Raw genomic sequence first — 18790 nt, 5'->3', positions numbered from 1 at the left:
CTTTAATTTTTTTCGATTAATACCTCAAGTTTACTTTCATTGATTTCAATACTATCACCACCCGTGATTTTATCTTCAAAATCAAATGAATCAGCTAATATTTCCGTGCAAATATACGATAAATTATTCGTGGCAGCTTCCTTAATCTCATTATTTTGAGACAATCGAACTCGTATTCTGTCAGTTACCTCAAACCCCTTCTCTTTGCGAAGATTTTGTACGCGGTTTATCAGTTCTCTAGCCATCCCTTCCTGTCTCAATTCGTCACTGATTTGTATATCTAATGCTACCGTTAGATTGCCTAAATTGGCAACTTGCCAACCTGCTACATCTTCAGCAATAATTTCTACATCTTCAAGACCGATAGTATAAGGCGTACCCTCTAATTGTAACGAACCCGTCTTTTCCAATTGACTGATCTGCTCCAAAGTAAATGCCTGAATTGCAGTGCTAACTGTCTTCATATCTTTACCTACTTTAGCTCCCAGTGCTTTAAAGTTAGGTTTTATCTTTTTCTTGATAATACCAGCAGTATCAGTAATAAACTCGATATCTTTGATATTCGTCTCCGATAATATTAAGTCTTTTACTTTCTCCACTTTAGTTTGGAAAGAAGCATCGAGTACAGGGATTAAGATTTTACGCAAGGGTTGACGTACATTGATACTCGTTTTCTTACGTAGAGATAATGTCAATGAAGAAATGTCTTGTGCCAAAGCCATACGTTCTTCTAGTTCTTTATCTACTAAATCTGCGTGATAAACAGGGAAGTCTGCTAAATGTACAGATTCGAAAGCTTGTTTGTTCGTTGCTGCATTTAAATCGAGATAAAGTTGATCCGCAAAGAACGGAGATATTGGCGACATTAATTTGGCGATTGTATCCAGGCAAGTATACAACGTTTGATAGGCCGAGATTTTATCTTCGGTATAATCACCTTTCCAGAAGCGACGACGACATAGACGAACATACCAGTTGCTTAAATGCTCATCTACGAAATTTTGGATAGCACGGGCTGCTTTGGTTGGTTCGTAATCGCTGTAATACCCATCCACTTCCTGTGTAAGGCTATTTAGCAAAGACAATATCCATCTATCGATCTCAGGTCTGTTTGCTAAAGTGATCTCAGGCTCTGCGTAGTTGAAATTGTCAATGTTTGCATATAATGCAAAAAAGGCATAGGTGTTATAGAGTGTCCCGAAAAATTTTCTACGTACCTCATCCAGTCCCTCTTCATTAAATTTTAAATTGTCCCAAGGAGCAGCATTGCTGATCATATACCAACGGGTAGCATCAGCGCTATATTTCTCAATAGTAGCAAAAGGATCAACACCATTTCCTAGACGTTTCGACATCTTGTTGCCATTTTTGTCCAATACAAGGCCATTGGATACGACGTTTTTAAAGGCAATAGAACCTGTAACCATCGTCGAAATAGCATGTAATGTGAAGAACCATCCGCGAGTTTGGTCAACACCTTCCGCTATGAAATCTGCCGGGAATGCGTTATCATACTCCGATTTGAAAGGTAGTGCATCTCCTTTAGCCAGCTTGTCATAATCCAGTCCCCATTGAGCATAAGGCATAGCTCCCGAATCAAACCACACATCGATTAGATCGAGCTCACGGTAGAGCTTTTGACCAGCATCCGAAACTAATACCACATGATCCACGTACGGACGATGAAGGTCAAGTTTGTCGGTTCCGAATTTTTCTAAATATTCTTTATTGATAGCTTTTTCGGCGTCTGTCAAAACGGGAGACGCTAAAGAAGCTTCTAAGTAAGATTTCAATTCGGACATAGAGCCAATACAGATCTCCTCGTTTTCATCCTCAGAACGCCATATGGGTAATGGAGTACCCCAATATCTCGATCTGGAAAGATTCCAGTCTACCAGGTTCTCCAACCAGTTCCCAAAACGTCCTGTTCCGGTAGCTTCCGGTTTCCAGTTAATTGTTTTGTTTAAAGCAACTAACTTATCTTTGACAGCTGTAGTTTTGATAAACCAGCTATCTAAAGGGTAATATAAAACAGGCTTGTCCGTACGCCAACAGTGTGGGTAGGTATGCTCATATTTTTTAACATCAAATGCCTTGTTGTCTTCTTTTAGTTTGATGGCTATTAATACATCCGTCGGACGGAAATCTTTGTCTGCACGTTCTTCTGCTGAATAATATTCTTCTTTGACAAACCGGCCTGCAAAATCAGTAACTTCTTTGACAAAACGACCTGTACGATCTACAGTAGGTACATCTTTGCCATTTTCATCTTTCACTAAAATGGCAGGAACCCCATTCTCTTTCGCTACTCTAAAGTCATCTGCGCCATATGTAGGGGCAGCGTGAACGATACCTGTACCATCTTCGGTCGTTACAAAATCTCCTGGAATAACACGAAAAGCCTTCTCGACCAATTCTTCTGACGTGATGTAGGGTAACAGCTGATGGTATCTGATACCTACTAATTCTTCTCCTTTAAATTCTGCGGCTTTTTCCCAAGGAACGATTTTATCTCCTGTTTTATAATCTTGGAAAGAGGCATTCTCGCCTTCAGCTTTAAAGTGTTTACTGATTAGGTTTTTGGCCAAGATAACAGAAACAGGCTCGCCAGTATACTGGTTGAACGTTTTGACTTTAACATAGTCAATGTTTTTGCCTACGACCAACGCTGTATTACTTGGTAAAGTCCAAGGTGTAGTGGTCCACGCGATAAAAGCTACATCTTCATCCGTAGTCTCTACCAACGTAGACATCATCGGATGTAGTTGGGTTTTGTCTAGGCGGAACTGTGCGACAATAGTGGTGTCTTTTACATCTTTATAGGTTCCTGGTTGATTTAGTTCATGTGAACTCAATCCTGTCCCTGCAGCTGGAGAATATGGTTGTATCGTATAGCCTTTATATAAAAGCCCTTTCTTATACAGATCTTTTAATAGGAACCATAATGTCTCGATATATTCGTTTTGATAAGTGATATATGGGTTTTCTAAATCTACCCAATATCCCATTTTTTCGGTCAGATCATTCCACAGGTCAGTGTATTTCATAACCTCTTTACGACAGGCATCATTATATGCTTCTACCGTGATCTTGACACCGATATCTTCTTTGGTGATCCCCAAAGACTTTTCTACGGCCAGTTCTATTGGCAGACCGTGAGTGTCCCACCCGCCTTTACGCTTTACTTGGAATCCTTTTAAGGTTTTGTAACGACAAAAAATATCTTTAATAGCGCGCGCCATCACGTGGTGAATCCCTGGGGTACCATTTGCTGAAGGCGGGCCTTCATAAAAAGTGTAAGGTTTGCTAGAAGGACGATTGGAAATACTCTTTTCAAATATATTTTCCGTTTCCCAACGCTTTAATACTTCTTTGCCGATTTCCGGTAAATTTAACTGCTTATACTCCTTGTACATCACGTATTTATAAATCAAATTTTAAAGGTCGCTAATTTAATCAATTAACTTGAAAAAAGGAAGGTCGTTTGTGTAGAAATGATTGCCATTGGGCGATGGAGAATAATTTTATTAGCTTTATGGAATTATAAGTAAAGCTACATCCTTTGTGAAATTATAAACTATGAAAGCTACTATTTATTGTTTGATCGTTGTTGTTTTTCTGCATTTGGACTGTCCTTTTTCGGCTGTTGGACAGGTGCAAGAAAAACATTCTCTTAGGAAAGTACTCATTAAAGCCAGCGATATCTCTACTGCGGGGGACACGATTACTTTGCACGCCTCTAGTACCCGGTATATGATCAATGATACCTTGCTGAAGCCTTCGAATGCTTTGCGACGGGTTTCTAAGCAAGCGCTGATGGATCAGTTATCTACTGAAGAAGTAGAATATTTTTCCATTGGCCCCGATAGTTTGGTGCTATTCGGTGCGCACCCGTTTTTGGCTGGTGCATTCAAAGCTTATCAAGAACATCGCCCTATTATTATCTCTCCCGATATTATATGGACATTAATAGAACAAGGTTTCGCCAGACACATTGCGCTGTATGCCGAAAAATTTCGTGACCGATTGGTGGACTTTCAGGGAAAAAGGGAGATCACGATCGTAGCGAATAAAGATGATATACAATTGGGTAATCCAAATAGTAAATGGGGGTCGGTATTGCCACAGTTTACCGAACAGATTGAAAAATTTACAGGCAAGGCGTATACCAGCAATTTGCGGGCAGATTTCTCTACAACAAATACGGATAGTAGGATTGCATCCGAGATTATTTTGATGGAGTCTGTCAAGTCTTTTTTTGATTATCGAATGATGGTTATGGGCTGTGGTATTTCTGCTGTTACGCTCGAGGGTTCTGTTGCTGACTGGGAACATGTGTTGAAAAAAATGGATTATATCGAAACATTTGACCTGTCCTGGTGGACTAATGAGCTGCGTCCTATCGTCCAACAGATCGTTCAAACTAAAAAGGGAGACCTAGACAAAGGCTTTTGGAGCGATATGCTTCAGTTGCGGAATAAGCAGGCATATGCTCCACATGAAACGATCGATGGGTGGATTGTTAAGTTTTACCCTTTTAATGATAAAGGGGAGCAAAGGGAGCTAGAACCGATAGGTAATATAAGCACGATTGCCGCTGAATATGTCAAGGTACCGTTTGTATTAGAGGATAAAGAAAAGGATATGCAATACACTATGGAGATTTGGGCAGGCTTGTTTGGTATGGAGCAGGATCAAAAAAGCTTTAGCCTCAAACCCGCTATTGGCTGGTCTATTGTGCACCGTGGTGGGGTAGTTTCGAATGATCTTCCTCAGAAGGAATCGTATGACATCGTGAGTCTGAAAAATATCAAAGAACTGCCGGAAAGTATTTATAGTATTAAAAGTATAAAGTCGCTAGAACTTGGTTTTATCGGTAAGGTTAATGTAGCTGATAAGATAAAGTCGATCAATATCAAAAGGCTAACAATCAAAGGTGATATCGATGCAGATGGCATCAAGCGTTTAAAAGAGCTTATGCCGAAAGCATGGGTTATTGTTAATGATAAAAAGATTTAATCTGTTCTAGATTTGCGCCGTTGGAAGTAGATCTAGCGCAGTGATTCATTTGTCATTTTCCACAACGCAAAGCGGATTAACAAAGCCTTAAAAAAGAATTGTTATTTATTGTAATCGGTTTATAGGTAGCCGTTTGGAAAGAAATGACCAAACGGCTTTTTTATCTTTTTAAGCAGAGAAGCTTGATCCGCAACCACAAGTACTGGTTGCATTAGGATTATTGAACGTAAAGCCGCGTGCATCTAAACCATTTCTAAAATCAACTTCCATTCCCGCAAGGTACATTCCGTGCGCTTTGTTCATAAAGACACGGATGCCTTCTATTTCGTATTCGGCATCACCTTCTTTCTTTTGGTCAAATCCGAGGATATAATTCATACCTGAGCAGCCGCCGCCCTCTACTCCTAGACGAAGTCCAAAGTCAGAACTGATCTCTTGTTGGCTTATTAATTTTTTTAATTCTTGGACAGCACCAACGGTTAGTTTAACCGGTGCTGCATCTGTTGTATGTTCGATACTCATTTTGTCTTGCCTTTCCCTATTGTTGATAGTTAAACAAAAATACATATTTTTAGCCGAAATAAATATGTGCAGATTATTTTGACACTATATAAACAAGATTGTAAAATGGAATATGTTGATTTTTTTAAAGAGCTTTTTGTTTTGGCTTTTGGCGTTTTTGTCGCGTTAGTACTTGCTTTCTATATCATTTGGCCGAAAATTGAAAATCTTTTGCTAACAATGAGTAATATAAATGAGAACAAAGCGCTGCTCAGAGATAAAATGCAATTGCGATTTACCGCTTACGAACGCTTGGTTTTATTTGTACATCGGATGTCTCCAGATCAATTGATGATAAGGCATCATGCGAAGGGAATGTCTGTCAGCCAATTTAAGCAGGCAATAATTGCTGATATTGAATCGGAGTTTCAACATAATTTTACGCAACAGCTTTATGTCTCGGACGCAGCATGGACTATTGTGAAGGATCTGAAAGTAAATACCGTAGACCTCTTGCGCAATGCTGATAGAGGATTGTCTAATGATGTGTCTTTGGACGGATACGTAGAAATAGTCATAAAGCATTTGAAAGGGCTTGAGCTTAATCCTTATGATGCTGCGCAAGTTTTGTTGAAAAAAGAGCTTTCGATCTGATGAGGAGCGAACTTGCATGAAAGAAGGATGCCTTTGATTGTTAAATATTTAAAATAGGGAGTGTTTTTCAAAAGATGCACTAAAGAATTCCTTTAAAAGATAAGATAGTCGTATATTTGCGGCAAAATAAATTATTCTCAATACCCAATAATAATTACACAGGAATGGAAAGAGATCAAGCTATCTTTAATCTAATCGCAGATGAGCTAAAGCGCCAAGAAGAAGGCATTGAATTAATCGCGTCAGAAAACTTCGTGAGCAAACAAGTAATGGAGGCCGCAGGTTCTGTATTGACCAATAAATACGCTGAAGGGCTCCCAGGAAAGCGTTATTATGGAGGTTGTGAAGTGGTCGATGAAATCGAGACAATCGCTATCGAGCGTGCTAAAAAACTTTTTGGTGCAGAGTGGGTGAATGTTCAGCCGCATTCAGGAGCTCAGGCTAATGCAGCGGTGTTCTTAGCTACAATTAAACCTGGAGATAAAATTTTAGGCCTTGATCTATCTCATGGTGGACACTTAACACATGGGTCGCCTGCGAATCTATCAGGTAAAATTTATCAACCATTATTCTACGGGGTAAAAGAGGATACAGGTCTGATCGATTACGAGCAACTGGAAGAGACCGCACTTCGTGAGAAGCCTAAGATGATCATCTGTGGTGCCTCTGCGTATTCACGTGATTGGGACTATGCTCGCATACGAAAAGTAGCTGATGAAATCGGAGCCTTACTATTGGCGGATATTTCGCATCCGGCAGGTTTAATTGCTAAAGGTTTATTAAATGATCCATTGCCTCACTGTCATATCGTTACTACTACGACTCATAAAACATTACGTGGGCCTCGTGGTGGGATGATCATGGTGGGTAAGGATTTTGAGAATACTTGGGGAGTGAAAACACCAAAAGGAGAGACGCGTACCATCACGCAGTTATTGGATTTGGCTGTGTTCCCTGGTACACAAGGTGGACCATTGGAACATACTATTGCTGCAAAAGCTATTGCGTATGGCGAAGCTTTGAGTGATGAGTATTTAACCTATGTCAAACAAGTGCAAAGTAATGCGCAGGCATTAGCGCAGTTCTTTGTAGATCGCAATTATAAGATTATTTCTGGGGGTACGGACAACCACTTGATGTTGGTAGACTTGCGTAACAAAGATGTTTCTGGTAAAGAAGCAGAAGCAATATTGGGTATGGCCGGTATTACTACAAATAAAAACATGGTTCCATTTGATACCCGTTCACCTTTTGTTACTTCTGGTGTTCGTTTCGGTACAGCTGCGATTACCACACGCGGGGTGAAAGAAGCAGAAATGGTTCAGATCGGTGAGTTGATCGATGAGGCATTAAAAAGCCGCAGTGATGAAGCTCAGTTAGCAAAAATAGAAGGTAAAGTGAAGGCGATGATGGCTCAATTTCCTTTATATAGTTAAGAAAATATTAGATACTATAAAAAGTGCCGCGGATTTTGCTCCGTGGCACTTTTTGTTTAAAGTTGTCCCGAAGAAATGTGGTCTAATTATTGCTTTTGATAATTGTGAATTTATGTTAAAAGTCTCTTGTTAAATTTGAAAGATCATTTTTTTTCATCTACTTTGGAAGAGATAACGGTATTTAAACATTAAAAAATAGAAGCCTATCGAAACACGCTTACTCATTAAAAATGAATTGCTTACATGCTCTATACTTAAAATTTTAGGGGAATTATTATGAAACTACTGAAAAGCAAAACCGACCAGGAGTTAATCCGAGCCTACATAGATGGCGATGAAAATGGATTAAGCGTGCTAATAGATCGTTACAAGAGTAAGATATACACTTCTATCTATGTCCGTGTCAAGGATGAGTTCCTTGCGGAGGATATTTTTCAAGAAACCTTTATCAAGGTAATCAATACATTTAAAACGGGACGTTATAATGAAGAGGGGAAGTTTTTGCCTTGGGTGATCCGTATTGCACATAATATGGTTATTGATCATTTTAGGAAAGAAAAGAGAGGCCCTTCTGTTGTTAATGGAGATGGTTACGATATTTTTGAAGTACTTAATTTTGCGGACGAAGATGCAGAACACAAGTTGATGCGTCATCAGGTCGACGTCGATCTTAAGAAATTAATTCAGTTACTTCCAGACGACCAGAAAGAGGTATTGATTATGCGCCATTTTTGTGACATGAGTTTCAGGGATATAGCCGAGATTACAGATGTTAGTATCAATACGGCATTGGGCCGTATGCGTTACGCGTTGAGTAACCTTAGAAAGATGATCGAGGATCATAATATGACATTTCAGTTTAACTAGCATTTATCATTATTGGCTAAGGAAAGGCTTTCGGGGACAGACCGGGAGCTTTTTTATATTTAGGTTCATAAGGTGAATCGATTGTTACAGCATGTGGATTTTTTGACTGTTTTCTGAAAATTATGGAGCTTTATTTGTCAAAATGACAGAAAATTTATGTTTATTTGTTGTTTTTCAGGTTTTGGAATCTGTTTTGATGGTATAAAAGAGTAAAGATTTGATTTTAGTTTTATAATAGAAAAAATATGGGAATTTGGATTTTATTAATTGTTATCGGCATCGTTAGTATGATCGTCCAGACAAGGTTTAAAAATAAGTTTAAAAAGTATTCGGAAATGCCGTTGACTTCAGGGTTGTCCGGTGCGGAGATTGCACAAAAGATGTTGCATGATAGTAATATTTATGATGTCAATATTGTTTCGGTAGATGGGCAATTGACCGACCATTATAACCCTGCTAATAGAACTGTAAACTTGAGTCCAGAAGTATATCATGGGCGAAGTGTTGCTGCTGCGGCTGTAGCGGCCCACGAATGTGGGCATGCTGTGCAGCATGCGACGGCGTACTCTTGGTTGCAGTTCCGTTCTTCGATGGTTCCTATTGTTAACTTTTCCTCAAAGATCGTGTCTTTTACCTTAATGATAGGGGTGATGTTGGCTATATTCTCTAACAATTATCTTTTATTGCAGATTGGGGTAGCAGCGTTAGCCGTTACTACTGTTTTTAGCTTTATAACTTTGCCTGTAGAGTTTGATGCATCTAAGCGCGCATTGGCATGGCTGGATGCAGCAAATGTTACGCACAGTAGAGAGGAGCATGATGGTGCAAAAGATGCCTTAAAATGGGCCGCTATGACTTATGTTATTGCTGCTTTATCTGCACTTGTTACCTTATTGTATTATGCCTCTATTCTTTTGGGAAGAAGAGATTAAGAAAAGATATATAATATCATTGATAAAAAAGCCGAAGCAATATTGCTTCGGCTTTTTTATCAATGTGTTGCGCTGTTTTTGTATACAATGAAAATAAAAGTTCTTCTTGCTAAAGAAGGATCAGGTAGGAGGCTATTAACTTAAACATGTTTTAGAAGAATAATAAAGGTATTTAAACAAATGTCCATTGCTAGTCCACTGGTGAATAGGGGAAGCTGATCGACCGATCTTACATAAAAGAAGTCGAAATCGGTAGGTCACAGAAGTTGAGAAAAAGCAAAATATTATTAACTTTGCAACTTAGCATAAGAGTTTCAAAAAATTAACTATGTTTTCAAATCTTCAGGATAAGTTAGATAGAGCCTTTAAGGTATTAAAAGGTCAAGGGAATATTACCGAAATCAATGTCGCTGAGACGATGAAGGAAATTCGCAAAGCGTTGTTGGACGCCGATGTGAATTACAAAACAGCCAAGACTTTTACGGATGACGTTAAACAAAAGGCTCTTGGTGAAAATGTATTGAGCAGCATTTCTCCTGGACAATTGTTGACAAAGATCATGAATGATGAACTGACCAGTTTAATGGGAGGTGAAGTTAATGAGTTAGATCTATCTAAAAACCCTACGGTAATTTTGATAGCGGGTTTGAATGGTGCAGGTAAGACAACTTTTACAGGTAAGCTTGCTAACTTTTTAAAAGATAAAAAAGGTAAGAAGCCTCTTTTGGTAGCAGGTGACGTATATCGTCCTGCTGCGATAGACCAATTGGAAGTATTGGGAAGTCAGGTAGGAGTGCCCGTTTATACAGATAGAAATTCAACTGATCCTATCGCAATAGCAAAAGCTGGAGTAGAGGAAGGTAAGCGTAATGGACATAACGTAATCATCATCGATACTGCAGGTCGTCTGGCTATTGATGAGGCATTAATGAATGAAATAACAGCAGTTAAAGAAGCAACGCAACCACATGAAATTTTGTTTGTTGTAGATGCTATGACTGGACAGGATGCGGTTAATACTGCAAAAGCCTTTAATGATAGACTGGATTTTACTGGAGTAGTTCTGACCAAGTTGGATGGTGATACACGTGGTGGTGCGGCATTGTCGATCAAGTCTGTGGTGAACAAGCCAATCAAGTTTATCGGTACGGGAGAGAAGATGGAGGCATTGGATGTATTTTATCCAGATCGTATGGCTTCCCGCATCTTGGGGATGGGTGATGTTGTATCTTTGGTTGAGCGAGCGCAACAGCAATTTGATGAAAAGCAGGCTGCAGAACTTCAAAAGAAAATCCGTAAAAATAAATTTGATTTTAACGACTTCAGGTCTCAGATTCAACAGATCAAGAAAATGGGTAATATGAAAGATTTGATCGGTATGATTCCTGGAGCAGGTAAGGCTCTTAAAGACGTGGAGATCGAAGACGATGCTTTCAAACCGATTGAAGCTATTATTGATTCAATGACTCCTTTTGAGAGGGAAAATCCCGATGCTATTGATCAGAAAAGAAGAGGTAGGATTGCGAAAGGATCAGGTACGAATCTTGATGAGGTAAACAAGCTCTTGAAGCAATTTATGGATATGCGGAAGGTGATGAAGCAGATGTCTAATCCGGCTATGGCAGCAAAGATGATGCGGAATATGCCAAAAATGCCAGGTAAGCCTTTTTAATAAAAACTATAAAGTAAGTAATAAGATAAAGGGCCAAGGTGAAATCATCCTTGGCCCTTGTTTGTTTTAGACCTAAATTTGACGGTTATTTTTAGAAAGAATAGAATTAATTATTAATTTTGTGATTATGGACGACCATCCCACGCAACTTTCAGCTTATGGATCTATTCTCCTTATGGGGATTATCGGTATTTTATTAGTATGCGTTACGATTTTTTTAGCCAAACTGATCGCTCCGAAGAAACCTAACCCCACCAAAGAAAGCACATACGAATGTGGCGAGGAAACTGTCGGCTCTGCTTGGGTCCAATTTAATCCCCGGTTTTATGTTATTGCACTGATTTTCTTGCTTTTTGACGTAGAACTTATCTTTATATTTCCTTGGTCTGTAGTTTTTGGAAATGATTCGTTGATTTCGGCCGATAATCGATGGGGATGGTTTACATTGGCTGAGATGGGGATTTTCTTGTCTGTATTGATCATTGGATTAATATATGTCTGGCGTAAGGGAGATCTTAACTGGATTAAGGCGACCTATAAGATACCGTCTGTCAACGTTAATATCCCGTCGAGTGCCTATACAGCATTGAATAATAAGGAATATGAAATCAGAGATTTCAGACCTGTGGAAAGTACTGTTGAAACGATGGACAATTCCCTTAAAGGGAATAATTTGGCTAAGCCCTCTGTTGGTTTTAAACCAAGATTTAAAAAGCCAGGATTATGAGCAGTATAGACCAACAATTGCGATCAGATGGTGTGATCGTCGCTAAAATAGACGATTTGCTAAATTGGGCACGGTTGTCCTCCATGTGGCCAGTGAGCTTCGGTATTGCATGCTGTGCGATAGAAATGATGGGTGCTATGGCCTCGACATATGATTTAGATCGATTAGGGGTCTTTCCTAGACCATCACCAAGGCAGTCCGATGTGATGATTATAGCCGGGACAGTCACTTTTAAGATGGCCGATCGGATCAAACGCCTATACGAGCAGATGCCCGAGCCTCGTTATGTGATTTCTATGGGATCCTGTTCCAACTGTGGTGGACCCTATTGGCAACACGGGTATCATGTGGTAAAGGGCGTAGATAAAATTATTCCGGTGGATGTCTATGTGCAAGGCTGTCCACCGAGACCAGAGGCGCTGATCGGTGCATTTTTAGAGTTACAAAAAAAGATAGAGAAAGAGCAGATTTTTCAGGATAAGTATTTTGAAGAACAAGCCTAAGTATATAAGTTAATTATGGGAAAAGATTTTTATGGTGAGTTGCAGTTGGGTATTCTTGGCGGAGGTCAATTGGGCCGAATGCTGATTCAAGAAGCAATAAATTATAATGTAAATGTACACGTATTAGACCCTGACAAAAACGCACCTTGTCGTAAGCTTTGCAATCACTTCGAATGTGGATCGCTTAGTGATTATGATACGGTTTATAATTTTGGTAAGGATCTGGATATGGTCACTATTGAAATAGAAAAAGTGAATGTCGACGCACTTGAAGCATTGGAGGACAAAGGGGTAGTGGTATATCCACAGTCGCGTGTCATTCGGTTGATTCAAGACAAAGGATTACAGAAGCAGTTTTTTAAGCAGAATGATATACCTACCGCTGCCTTTCAATTGATTTCCAATAAAGAGTCTCTTCGTAACGCAAATCTATCGTTACCGTACGTACAAAAGATGAGGAAAGATGGATATGATGGAAAGGGAGTGAAGATGTTACGTACAGAAGATGATCTGGCGAACGCATTTGAAGAACCTAGTATCATCGAAGAAATTATACCATTTCAAAAGGAAATAGCTGTCATTGTGGCTCGTAATGATCGAGGAGATATGAAGACATTTCCAATGGTAGAGATGGAATTCAACCCGCAAGCTAATCTGGTTGAGTTTTTGATTTCACCGTCTACTTATAGCTTTGAAATACAGCAGCAAGCAGAAGAATTGGCAAAAAAGGTAGCTAATGACCTCCAGATAGTAGGTCTGTTGGCTGTAGAGATGTTCTTGACAGAGGATGGCGAGATTTTAGTCAATGAGTTGGCTCCGAGGCCACATAATTCGGGGCATCAAACGATAGAGGGCAACTTTACCTCGCAGTTTGGACAACATCTTCGTGCTATTTTTAATTTACCATTGGGCAATACTGAAGCTAGATCAAACGCAGTTATGATAAACCTATTAGGCGAGCCTGGATATGAAGGATTAGCAACGTATGAAGGTATAGAAGATATTCTAGCCATGGATGGTGTTTATCTGCATTTGTACGGGAAAAAATATACGAAGCCATTTCGTAAAATGGGACATGTGTGTATTGTCAATGCGGATAGGGAGGTTGCAATTAGCAATGCACGTAAAGTACAGGAAATATTGAAAGTAATAGCATAAATAATGAGTGCACAATCAGTTCAAGTAGGAATTATTATGGGGAGTAAATCGGATCTCCCTGTCATGCAAGACGCGGTGGAAGTTTTAAAGGAATTAGGAGTAGGGTTTGAAGTCACTATCGTATCTGCACACCGTACACCACACCGTATGTTTTCGTATGCAGAAGAAGCTGCCTCGAGAGGTATTAAAGTGATTATTGCAGGAGCCGGAGGAGCGGCGCATTTGCCAGGTATGGTTGCATCTATAACGCATCTTCCTGTAATCGGAGTGCCTGTGAAATCATCTAATTCAATTGATGGATGGGATTCGGTGCTTTCGATTTTACAGATGCCTAATGGCATTCCTGTAGCAACTGTCGCTTTGAATGCCGCTAAGAATGCGGGCATTTTGGCTGCACAGATCATCGGAACAAACAATGATGAAGTAGCAGGGAATTTAATAGCCTTCAAAAAAGGCTTGAAAGAAAAAGTTGAAGAAACAGCCCTAGAAGTCGAAAATATGAAATTTTAAAAGTAAAAAAGGCTGTAATTTACAGCCTTTTTTACTTATTTAAGAAGCGTTGAACATAGTCATAGCTACTTTTAATGCTTTCAAATTTGTTCGGGAGATAAATATCATCCTGCTCTATAAAAGCATATTCTAAGCCGGATTGTTTCGCACCTTGAGCGATGTTAATATAGTCAATCTGTCCTGTTCCTACTTCCGTAAATCGTATCTGCTTTTGGATAGAGTCGAAAGGTAGTTTATCAAACTTTTCGCCAACGATTGGTTCTGCGTAATTCTTGTCCATATCTTTTATATGCCACATGGCAAAGCGGCCTGGATATTTTTGAAAATAGGATTGGGCACTAAACCCTGCTTTTTCAATCCAATAGATGTCTAATTCAAAGCTTACCAGATCGGGCTCGGTGAAGGCAATTAAGATGTCTAATCCCTTGGTTCCATTGGCAAAATCCCGAAACTCCCAGAAATGGTTATGATAAGCTATTTTTACCCCTGCTTTTTTTGCTAATTCTCCGGCCTTATTGAGTTGTTCTGCAGCGTATTGATAATCTTCAGGCTTTAAATTATTTAGATCATCCATTGGCGTTACCGGAGCTATCACATACTTTTGCCCCAGTTCGACAGCAGTTTCAATATACTTTTCTATATTCTCCTTGTCCGTGTGGTGTCGGCTTAGATATTTACTAAGGTCGTAGTGACCACTATGGCTTTTTAGATCAATGTCGGCCATTATCTTTTTTAATTCAGACACTTTCAATCCCCAAAATGAATTGTCGGCGATATTCAGGCCAAATGTCTCAATGTGGCTATATCCGATACGTGCGACAGTTTCTAAGGTGAGTTTAGGATCTTGTACTATAAGATCCCGGAGAGAATAGATCTGTAAGCCGATGTTTGCAAAAGGGCCTTCTTTTTTTAGTGATTTTTGAGCGCATGCACTTAAAACAGAAGATCCAAAGTAGGCACTTGCTAATCCTAGGCCAGTCTTTATTATAAAATTACGTCTTGTGGTCATTATTTGTTGTTTGAAGGAATACTAAAATTAGTAAATGATAATCAGAAATCCCAGCAATAAAACTTTCATGATCCGCCAGCTAGCGGACTACCAAGACACATGACCGATCCCGATCTTATCGGGAGAGCTTTTGAATCCTAATGCAAAAGAAAACATCATGAAAAAAGTTCATGATGTCCATTGAACCGCATGAAGTAAGCTCATTGATTCCATAAAGAATTAAAACGAATTTATTATACGAACAATAAAAAAGCTATCCCTAGGGATAGCTTTTTTATTGTTCGTATAATAAGTTTATACAGTCATGATATCTTTTTCTTTCAACTCAGCTAGCTGATCTACTTTTGCGATATAACTATCTGTTAGTTTTTGAACTTCAGCTTCGCCAAGCTTTATTTCATCCTCAGAAGCACCATCATTTTTTAGTTTTTTGATGGATTCGTTAGTGTCTTTACGGATATTACGAACACCGACACGTCCTTTTTCTGCTTCTTCTTTTGCTTTTTTTACTAAATCCCGTCTTCTTTCTTCTGTAAGAGGAGGAACAACCAAACGTATTACAGAACCATCATTTTGTGGATTTAATCCTATGTTGGATTCCATGATCGCTTTTTCAATGGTAGTAAGAAGATTCTTTTCCCAAGGTTGAATGACGATTGTACGTGCATCAGTAGTATTGATGTTACTGACCTGAGATAGGGCAGTAGCAGAGCCATAATAGTCAACATGGATACCATCTAACATAGACGGGGTAGCCTTTCCAGCACGAATTTTAGTAAGTTCTGATTCGGTATGCTGCACTGCTTTTGTCATTTTCTCTTTGCAGTCATCCAATTCTATTGATATCAGTTCGTTCATATGTTTGTAGTTTTATTTCTTTAGCTAACAACAGTTCCGATATGCTCTCCCTCAGCAAGCTTTCTCAAGTTGCCCGGCTTATTCATGTCAAAAACAATAATTGGCAGGTTGTTTTCCTGACATAATGTAAAAGCAGTCATATCCATAACATTTAACCCTTTTTGGTATACCTCGGTAAAGGAAATATTATCAAAGCGGGTTGCGGTAGGATCTTTTTCAGGATCTGCAGAGTAGATTCCATCCACGCGTGTACCTTTTAATACGGCATCTGCATTGATTTCAATAGCTCTCAAAGACGCTGCTGTATCGGTTGTAAAGTAAGGGTTTCCGGTTCCGGCTCCGAAAATTACTATTCTCCCTTTCTCTAAATGTCTCACAGCCCTTCTACGAATAAATGGTTCACAGATTTGTTCCATTTTGATAGCTGTAAGTAATCTTGTTTTAAGACCTACTTTTTCTAGAGCATCCTGTAAAGCCATACTGTTGATTACTGTTGCCAGCATTCCCATGTAATCTGCCTGCACTCTATCCATTCCTGCTTTTTCTGCACTCAGACCTCTGTAGATGTTTCCTCCTCCGATGACGATTGCAATTTCTAAACCTTGTTCGTGAATTTCTTTAATGTCTTTAGCATATTGAGCAACTCTATTGATGTCAATACCATAATTATGCTCTCCCATTAGAGCTTCACCGCTGAGTTTTAGTAGGATACGTTTATATTTCATGCTTGATTTTTTTGGAATATTTCCAAAAGCCAAAGATATAATTTTTTTTTTGCCTATAGCGTGGTTAATGTTATTTGTTTTACTTTTTCACGCTTTCAATCGCTTTATGATAGTACCCCTCGTACAGCGGAAGTATTTGTTTGATATCAAAGTCCTTTGCCCGAGCATAAGCTGCTTTTTTAAAGCTTTCTAGCCGCTCACAGTCTTCCAAAATATAGATGGCATTTTTAGCCATATCGTCTACATCGGCAATGTCACTAAGGAAGCCGGTAATCCCGTTGACGTTTAGTTCGGGCAATCCCCCTGTATTGGACGAGACAACAGGGACACTACAGGCCATAGCCTCTAACGCGGCTAACCCGAAGCTCTCCGAGGAAGAAGGCATAAGGAAAAGGTCCGAAACAGATAAAATCTCCTCTATAGCGTCTTGTTTTCCAAGAAAACGTACGCAATTGGATATTCCCAGTTGTCTAGAAAGTTCTTCGGCGTTTGTTCTTTCAGGACCATCGCCAACCATTAACAATTTACTCGGTATCTTTTGGTTTACCTGGTGAAATATCCGTACAACATCACTTGTGTTTTTTACCTTTCTGAAGTTGGATGTATGTACCATGATGCGCTCATTGTCCGGCGCTATAGCTCGTTTGAAATGTTCTCTTTTTTTGTTTACGAATCTGTTTAGATCGATAAAGTTGGGAATGACTTCAATATCCCGGGTTATGTCAAAAAATTCTAAGGTCTGCTTTTTTAAGCTTTCTGATACTGTTGTTACTCCATCCGATTCGTTTATCGAAAAGGTAACTACGGGTTTAAAATTTTTGTCTTTTCCTACCAACGTGATATCGGTGCCGTGCAGCGTGGTGACTACGGGGATATCAATACCGAAGCTCCGCAGTATCTGCTTCGCGAGGTAAGCCGCAGATGCGTGGGGAATGGCATAGTGTACGTGTAGTACGTCGAGTTTTTCAAAGCGTACAACATCAACTAACTTGCTGGCTAATGCGGATTCATAAGGAGGGAAATCAAATAGGGGATATTGAGATACCGCTACCTCATGATAGAATAAGTTTTCGGAGAAAAAGTCCAATCGTGCAGGTTGGCTATAGGTGATGAAATGTACTTGATGTCCTTCTGAAGCCAATCCTTTCCCTAACTCTGTCGCTACTACTCCCGAACCACCAAATGTGGGGTAACAAACTATTCCTATTTTCATGAAGTTTTGTTTATATATTTATAACATTCAAATTTAAGTAAGGTTTTACAATGATTTTGCAATAAAATCGTAAAGTTTATCCGATGAACATTAATTTAGAAGCATTAAAAAAAGAAGTCGTATTTAAGACATCTCGTTCGGGGGGGGCTGGTGGGCAAAATGTGAATAAGGTAGAAACCAAAGTGACTTTATTGTGGGATGTCATAAACTCTAAAATATTTTCCTCCGTACAGAAAGACATCATTCAATTCAAGTTAGCCCATCGTATATATGCTGATGGATTATTGCAGTTGGACGTTTCTAAAAGTAGGAGTCAACTGGCAAATAAGGAAATAGCAGTTGAGCGGTTGTTTGATTTGCTTGTAAAGGCACTGATGCCTACAAAAAAGCGTATTCCTACGAAGATACCACGAGCGAAAGTTCTGGCTCGTTTAGATCGGAAGACAAAGCAATCCGATAAGAAATCCAGCCGAAGATGGCGTATGGATTGATTTCGATAGATATGCGGTAACTTTTCTCTTCCTTAAACTAAAAAAATAGTTGTAAAACTAAAAATTTAGTTTTAACTTAGATTCATAATCGATTATAGACAGACGTGTCTTTATTAATAAATAGTATTATGGACGAGATTAAAGAACTTACTAAAGCAGAGGAACAAATCATGCAGGAGCTCTGGGAGATGGAGGGTGGATTTGTGAAGGAAATAATCGATCGATTACCTGAACCTAAGCCTGCATACAATACAGTTTCTACTATTATCAGGATCTTAGAGACCAAGGGTTTTGTGGATCATCAAGCGTTTGGCAAAAGCCATCGCTATATTCCGGTTGTTCAAAAAGAAGATTATAAAAGGATTGTTGCGGGCAAGTTGTTGAATGGATATTTCGATAACTCTCCCAAAAGTATGCTTTCTTATTTCTTGGAAGAGAACAAGTTGAATGTAAAAGAATTAGATGAAATATTGACGTTGATCAATAAGCACAGGTAGTAATCCTATTGCTACTTG

The 18790-nt window shown here is 39.2% G+C and carries 17 protein-coding genes and 1 pseudogene; 12 read left to right on the top strand and 6 right to left on the bottom strand.

Annotated features, from left to right (window positions below):
- Nucleotides 1-2: 2 nt before the first annotated feature.
- A complete protein-coding gene (gene ileS, locus G7B20_RS04675; protein ID WP_164108852.1) occupies nucleotides 3-3416 on the bottom strand; it encodes an isoleucine--tRNA ligase in 3414 nt (1137 codons plus the stop codon).
- A gap of 163 nt (nucleotides 3417-3579) precedes the next feature.
- On the opposite strand from ileS, the gene G7B20_RS04670 reads away from it, so the two are divergent.
- Nucleotides 3580-5019, top strand: coding sequence for a DUF4419 domain-containing protein (locus G7B20_RS04670; RefSeq protein ID WP_164108851.1), 1440 nt, complete (start codon nucleotides 3580-3582; stop codon nucleotides 5017-5019).
- A 168-nt stretch (nucleotides 5020-5187) separates the two neighbouring features.
- Here G7B20_RS04670 and G7B20_RS04665 read toward each other — a convergent pair whose 3' ends face one another.
- Nucleotides 5188-5541: a HesB/IscA family protein gene (locus G7B20_RS04665; RefSeq protein ID WP_164108850.1), complete on the bottom strand. Its 354-nt coding sequence runs from the start codon at nucleotides 5539-5541 to the stop codon at nucleotides 5188-5190.
- A gap of 219 nt (nucleotides 5542-5760) precedes the next feature.
- On the opposite strand from G7B20_RS04665, the gene G7B20_RS04660 reads away from it, so the two are divergent.
- From G7B20_RS04660 to purE, 9 genes are all read left to right on the top strand, one after another.
- Nucleotides 5761-6174 (top strand): hypothetical protein, encoded by a 414-nt coding sequence (locus tag G7B20_RS04660; RefSeq protein ID WP_164108849.1) that lies wholly within the window; start codon nucleotides 5761-5763, stop codon nucleotides 6172-6174.
- Between the two features lie 164 nt (nucleotides 6175-6338).
- A complete protein-coding gene (gene glyA / locus G7B20_RS04655) occupies nucleotides 6339-7610 on the top strand; it encodes a serine hydroxymethyltransferase (RefSeq protein WP_164108848.1) in 1272 nt (423 codons plus the stop codon).
- 276 nt (nucleotides 7611-7886) lie between these two features.
- Nucleotides 7887-8477, top strand: coding sequence for an RNA polymerase sigma factor (locus tag G7B20_RS04650; protein WP_164108847.1), 591 nt, complete (start codon nucleotides 7887-7889; stop codon nucleotides 8475-8477).
- A gap of 245 nt (nucleotides 8478-8722) precedes the next feature.
- A complete protein-coding gene (locus tag G7B20_RS04645) occupies nucleotides 8723-9409 on the top strand; it encodes a zinc metallopeptidase (RefSeq protein ID WP_164108846.1) in 687 nt (228 codons plus the stop codon).
- Nucleotides 9410-9737: 328 nt separating this feature from the next.
- Nucleotides 9738-11081 (top strand): signal recognition particle protein, encoded by a 1344-nt coding sequence (ffh, locus tag G7B20_RS04640; protein WP_164108845.1) that lies wholly within the window; start codon nucleotides 9738-9740, stop codon nucleotides 11079-11081.
- A gap of 127 nt (nucleotides 11082-11208) precedes the next feature.
- The gene (locus G7B20_RS04635; protein WP_164108844.1) at nucleotides 11209-11808 is read left to right on the top strand and encodes an NADH-quinone oxidoreductase subunit A; all 600 of its coding nucleotides are present in this window, start codon (nucleotides 11209-11211) and stop codon (nucleotides 11806-11808) included.
- Nucleotides 11805-12311 carry an NADH-quinone oxidoreductase subunit B gene (locus G7B20_RS04630; protein ID WP_164108843.1) on the top strand — a complete coding sequence of 169 codons (507 nt, stop codon included), beginning with the start codon at nucleotides 11805-11807 and terminating at the stop codon, nucleotides 12309-12311. The genes G7B20_RS04635 and G7B20_RS04630 overlap by 4 nt, the downstream gene beginning before the upstream one ends.
- Nucleotides 12312-12326: 15 nt before the next feature.
- A complete protein-coding gene (locus tag G7B20_RS04625; RefSeq protein WP_164108842.1) occupies nucleotides 12327-13469 on the top strand; it encodes a 5-(carboxyamino)imidazole ribonucleotide synthase in 1143 nt (380 codons plus the stop codon).
- Between the two features lie 3 nt (nucleotides 13470-13472).
- Nucleotides 13473-13979 (top strand): 5-(carboxyamino)imidazole ribonucleotide mutase, encoded by a 507-nt coding sequence (gene purE / locus G7B20_RS04620; protein ID WP_164108841.1) that lies wholly within the window; start codon nucleotides 13473-13475, stop codon nucleotides 13977-13979.
- 31 nt (nucleotides 13980-14010) lie between these two features.
- Here the strand turns inward: purE and G7B20_RS04615 are convergent, their stop codons facing one another.
- The 4 genes from G7B20_RS04615 to bshA all read right to left on the bottom strand — a co-directional run bounded on the left by G7B20_RS04615 (nucleotide 14011) and on the right by bshA (nucleotide 17784).
- Nucleotides 14011-14988 (bottom strand): sugar phosphate isomerase/epimerase family protein, encoded by a 978-nt coding sequence (locus tag G7B20_RS04615; RefSeq protein ID WP_240452791.1) that lies wholly within the window; start codon nucleotides 14986-14988, stop codon nucleotides 14011-14013.
- 294 nt (nucleotides 14989-15282) lie between these two features.
- Nucleotides 15283-15846: a ribosome recycling factor gene (gene frr, locus G7B20_RS04610; RefSeq protein ID WP_164108840.1), complete on the bottom strand. Its 564-nt coding sequence runs from the start codon at nucleotides 15844-15846 to the stop codon at nucleotides 15283-15285.
- A 20-nt stretch (nucleotides 15847-15866) separates the two neighbouring features.
- Nucleotides 15867-16571, bottom strand: a complete 705-nt coding sequence (pyrH, locus tag G7B20_RS04605) for a UMP kinase (RefSeq protein WP_164108839.1) — start codon at nucleotides 16569-16571, stop codon at nucleotides 15867-15869.
- Nucleotides 16572-16650: 79 nt separating this feature from the next.
- Complete coding sequence (bshA, locus tag G7B20_RS04600; protein WP_164108838.1) at nucleotides 16651-17784, bottom strand: N-acetyl-alpha-D-glucosaminyl L-malate synthase BshA; 1134 nt, start codon at nucleotides 17782-17784, stop codon at nucleotides 16651-16653.
- A 125-nt stretch (nucleotides 17785-17909) separates the two neighbouring features.
- Here bshA and arfB point away from each other — a divergent pair.
- Nucleotides 17910-18275 (top strand): annotated as a pseudogene (arfB, locus tag G7B20_RS04595) (alternative ribosome rescue aminoacyl-tRNA hydrolase ArfB); the annotation flags it as partial.
- A gap of 128 nt (nucleotides 18276-18403) precedes the next feature.
- Nucleotides 18404-18772: a BlaI/MecI/CopY family transcriptional regulator gene (locus G7B20_RS04590; protein WP_164108836.1), complete on the top strand. Its 369-nt coding sequence runs from the start codon at nucleotides 18404-18406 to the stop codon at nucleotides 18770-18772.
- Nucleotides 18773-18790 lie beyond the last annotated feature (18 nt).

This window comes from Sphingobacterium sp. xlx-96 (assembly GCF_011007365.1).
Taxonomy (GTDB): Bacteria; Bacteroidota; Bacteroidia; order Sphingobacteriales; family Sphingobacteriaceae; genus Sphingobacterium; species Sphingobacterium luzhongxinii.
This window is presented reverse-complemented; position numbering and strand designations above follow the sequence as displayed.

Coding starts and splice junctions, on each gene's coding strand:
- ileS (WP_164108852.1), bottom strand. CDS start 3,416: ATGTACAAGGAGTATAAGCAGTTAAATTTACCGGAAATCGGCAAAGAA.
- G7B20_RS04670 (WP_164108851.1), top strand. CDS start 3,580: ATGAAAGCTACTATTTATTGTTTGATCGTTGTTGTTTTTCTGCATTTG.
- G7B20_RS04665 (WP_164108850.1), bottom strand. CDS start 5,541: ATGAGTATCGAACATACAACAGATGCAGCACCGGTTAAACTAACCGTT.
- G7B20_RS04660 (WP_164108849.1), top strand. CDS start 5,761: ATGAGTAATATAAATGAGAACAAAGCGCTGCTCAGAGATAAAATGCAA.
- glyA (WP_164108848.1), top strand. CDS start 6,339: ATGGAAAGAGATCAAGCTATCTTTAATCTAATCGCAGATGAGCTAAAG.
- G7B20_RS04650 (WP_164108847.1), top strand. CDS start 7,887: ATGAAACTACTGAAAAGCAAAACCGACCAGGAGTTAATCCGAGCCTAC.
- G7B20_RS04645 (WP_164108846.1), top strand. CDS start 8,723: ATGGGAATTTGGATTTTATTAATTGTTATCGGCATCGTTAGTATGATC.
- ffh (WP_164108845.1), top strand. CDS start 9,738: ATGTTTTCAAATCTTCAGGATAAGTTAGATAGAGCCTTTAAGGTATTA.
- G7B20_RS04635 (WP_164108844.1), top strand. CDS start 11,209: ATGGACGACCATCCCACGCAACTTTCAGCTTATGGATCTATTCTCCTT.
- G7B20_RS04630 (WP_164108843.1), top strand. CDS start 11,805: ATGAGCAGTATAGACCAACAATTGCGATCAGATGGTGTGATCGTCGCT.
- G7B20_RS04625 (WP_164108842.1), top strand. CDS start 12,327: ATGGGAAAAGATTTTTATGGTGAGTTGCAGTTGGGTATTCTTGGCGGA.
- purE (WP_164108841.1), top strand. CDS start 13,473: ATGAGTGCACAATCAGTTCAAGTAGGAATTATTATGGGGAGTAAATCG.
- G7B20_RS04615 (WP_240452791.1), bottom strand. CDS start 14,988: ATGACCACAAGACGTAATTTTATAATAAAGACTGGCCTAGGATTAGCA.
- frr (WP_164108840.1), bottom strand. CDS start 15,846: ATGAACGAACTGATATCAATAGAATTGGATGACTGCAAAGAGAAAATG.
- pyrH (WP_164108839.1), bottom strand. CDS start 16,571: ATGAAATATAAACGTATCCTACTAAAACTCAGCGGTGAAGCTCTAATG.
- bshA (WP_164108838.1), bottom strand. CDS start 17,784: ATGAAAATAGGAATAGTTTGTTACCCCACATTTGGTGGTTCGGGAGTA.
- G7B20_RS04590 (WP_164108836.1), top strand. CDS start 18,404: ATGGACGAGATTAAAGAACTTACTAAAGCAGAGGAACAAATCATGCAG.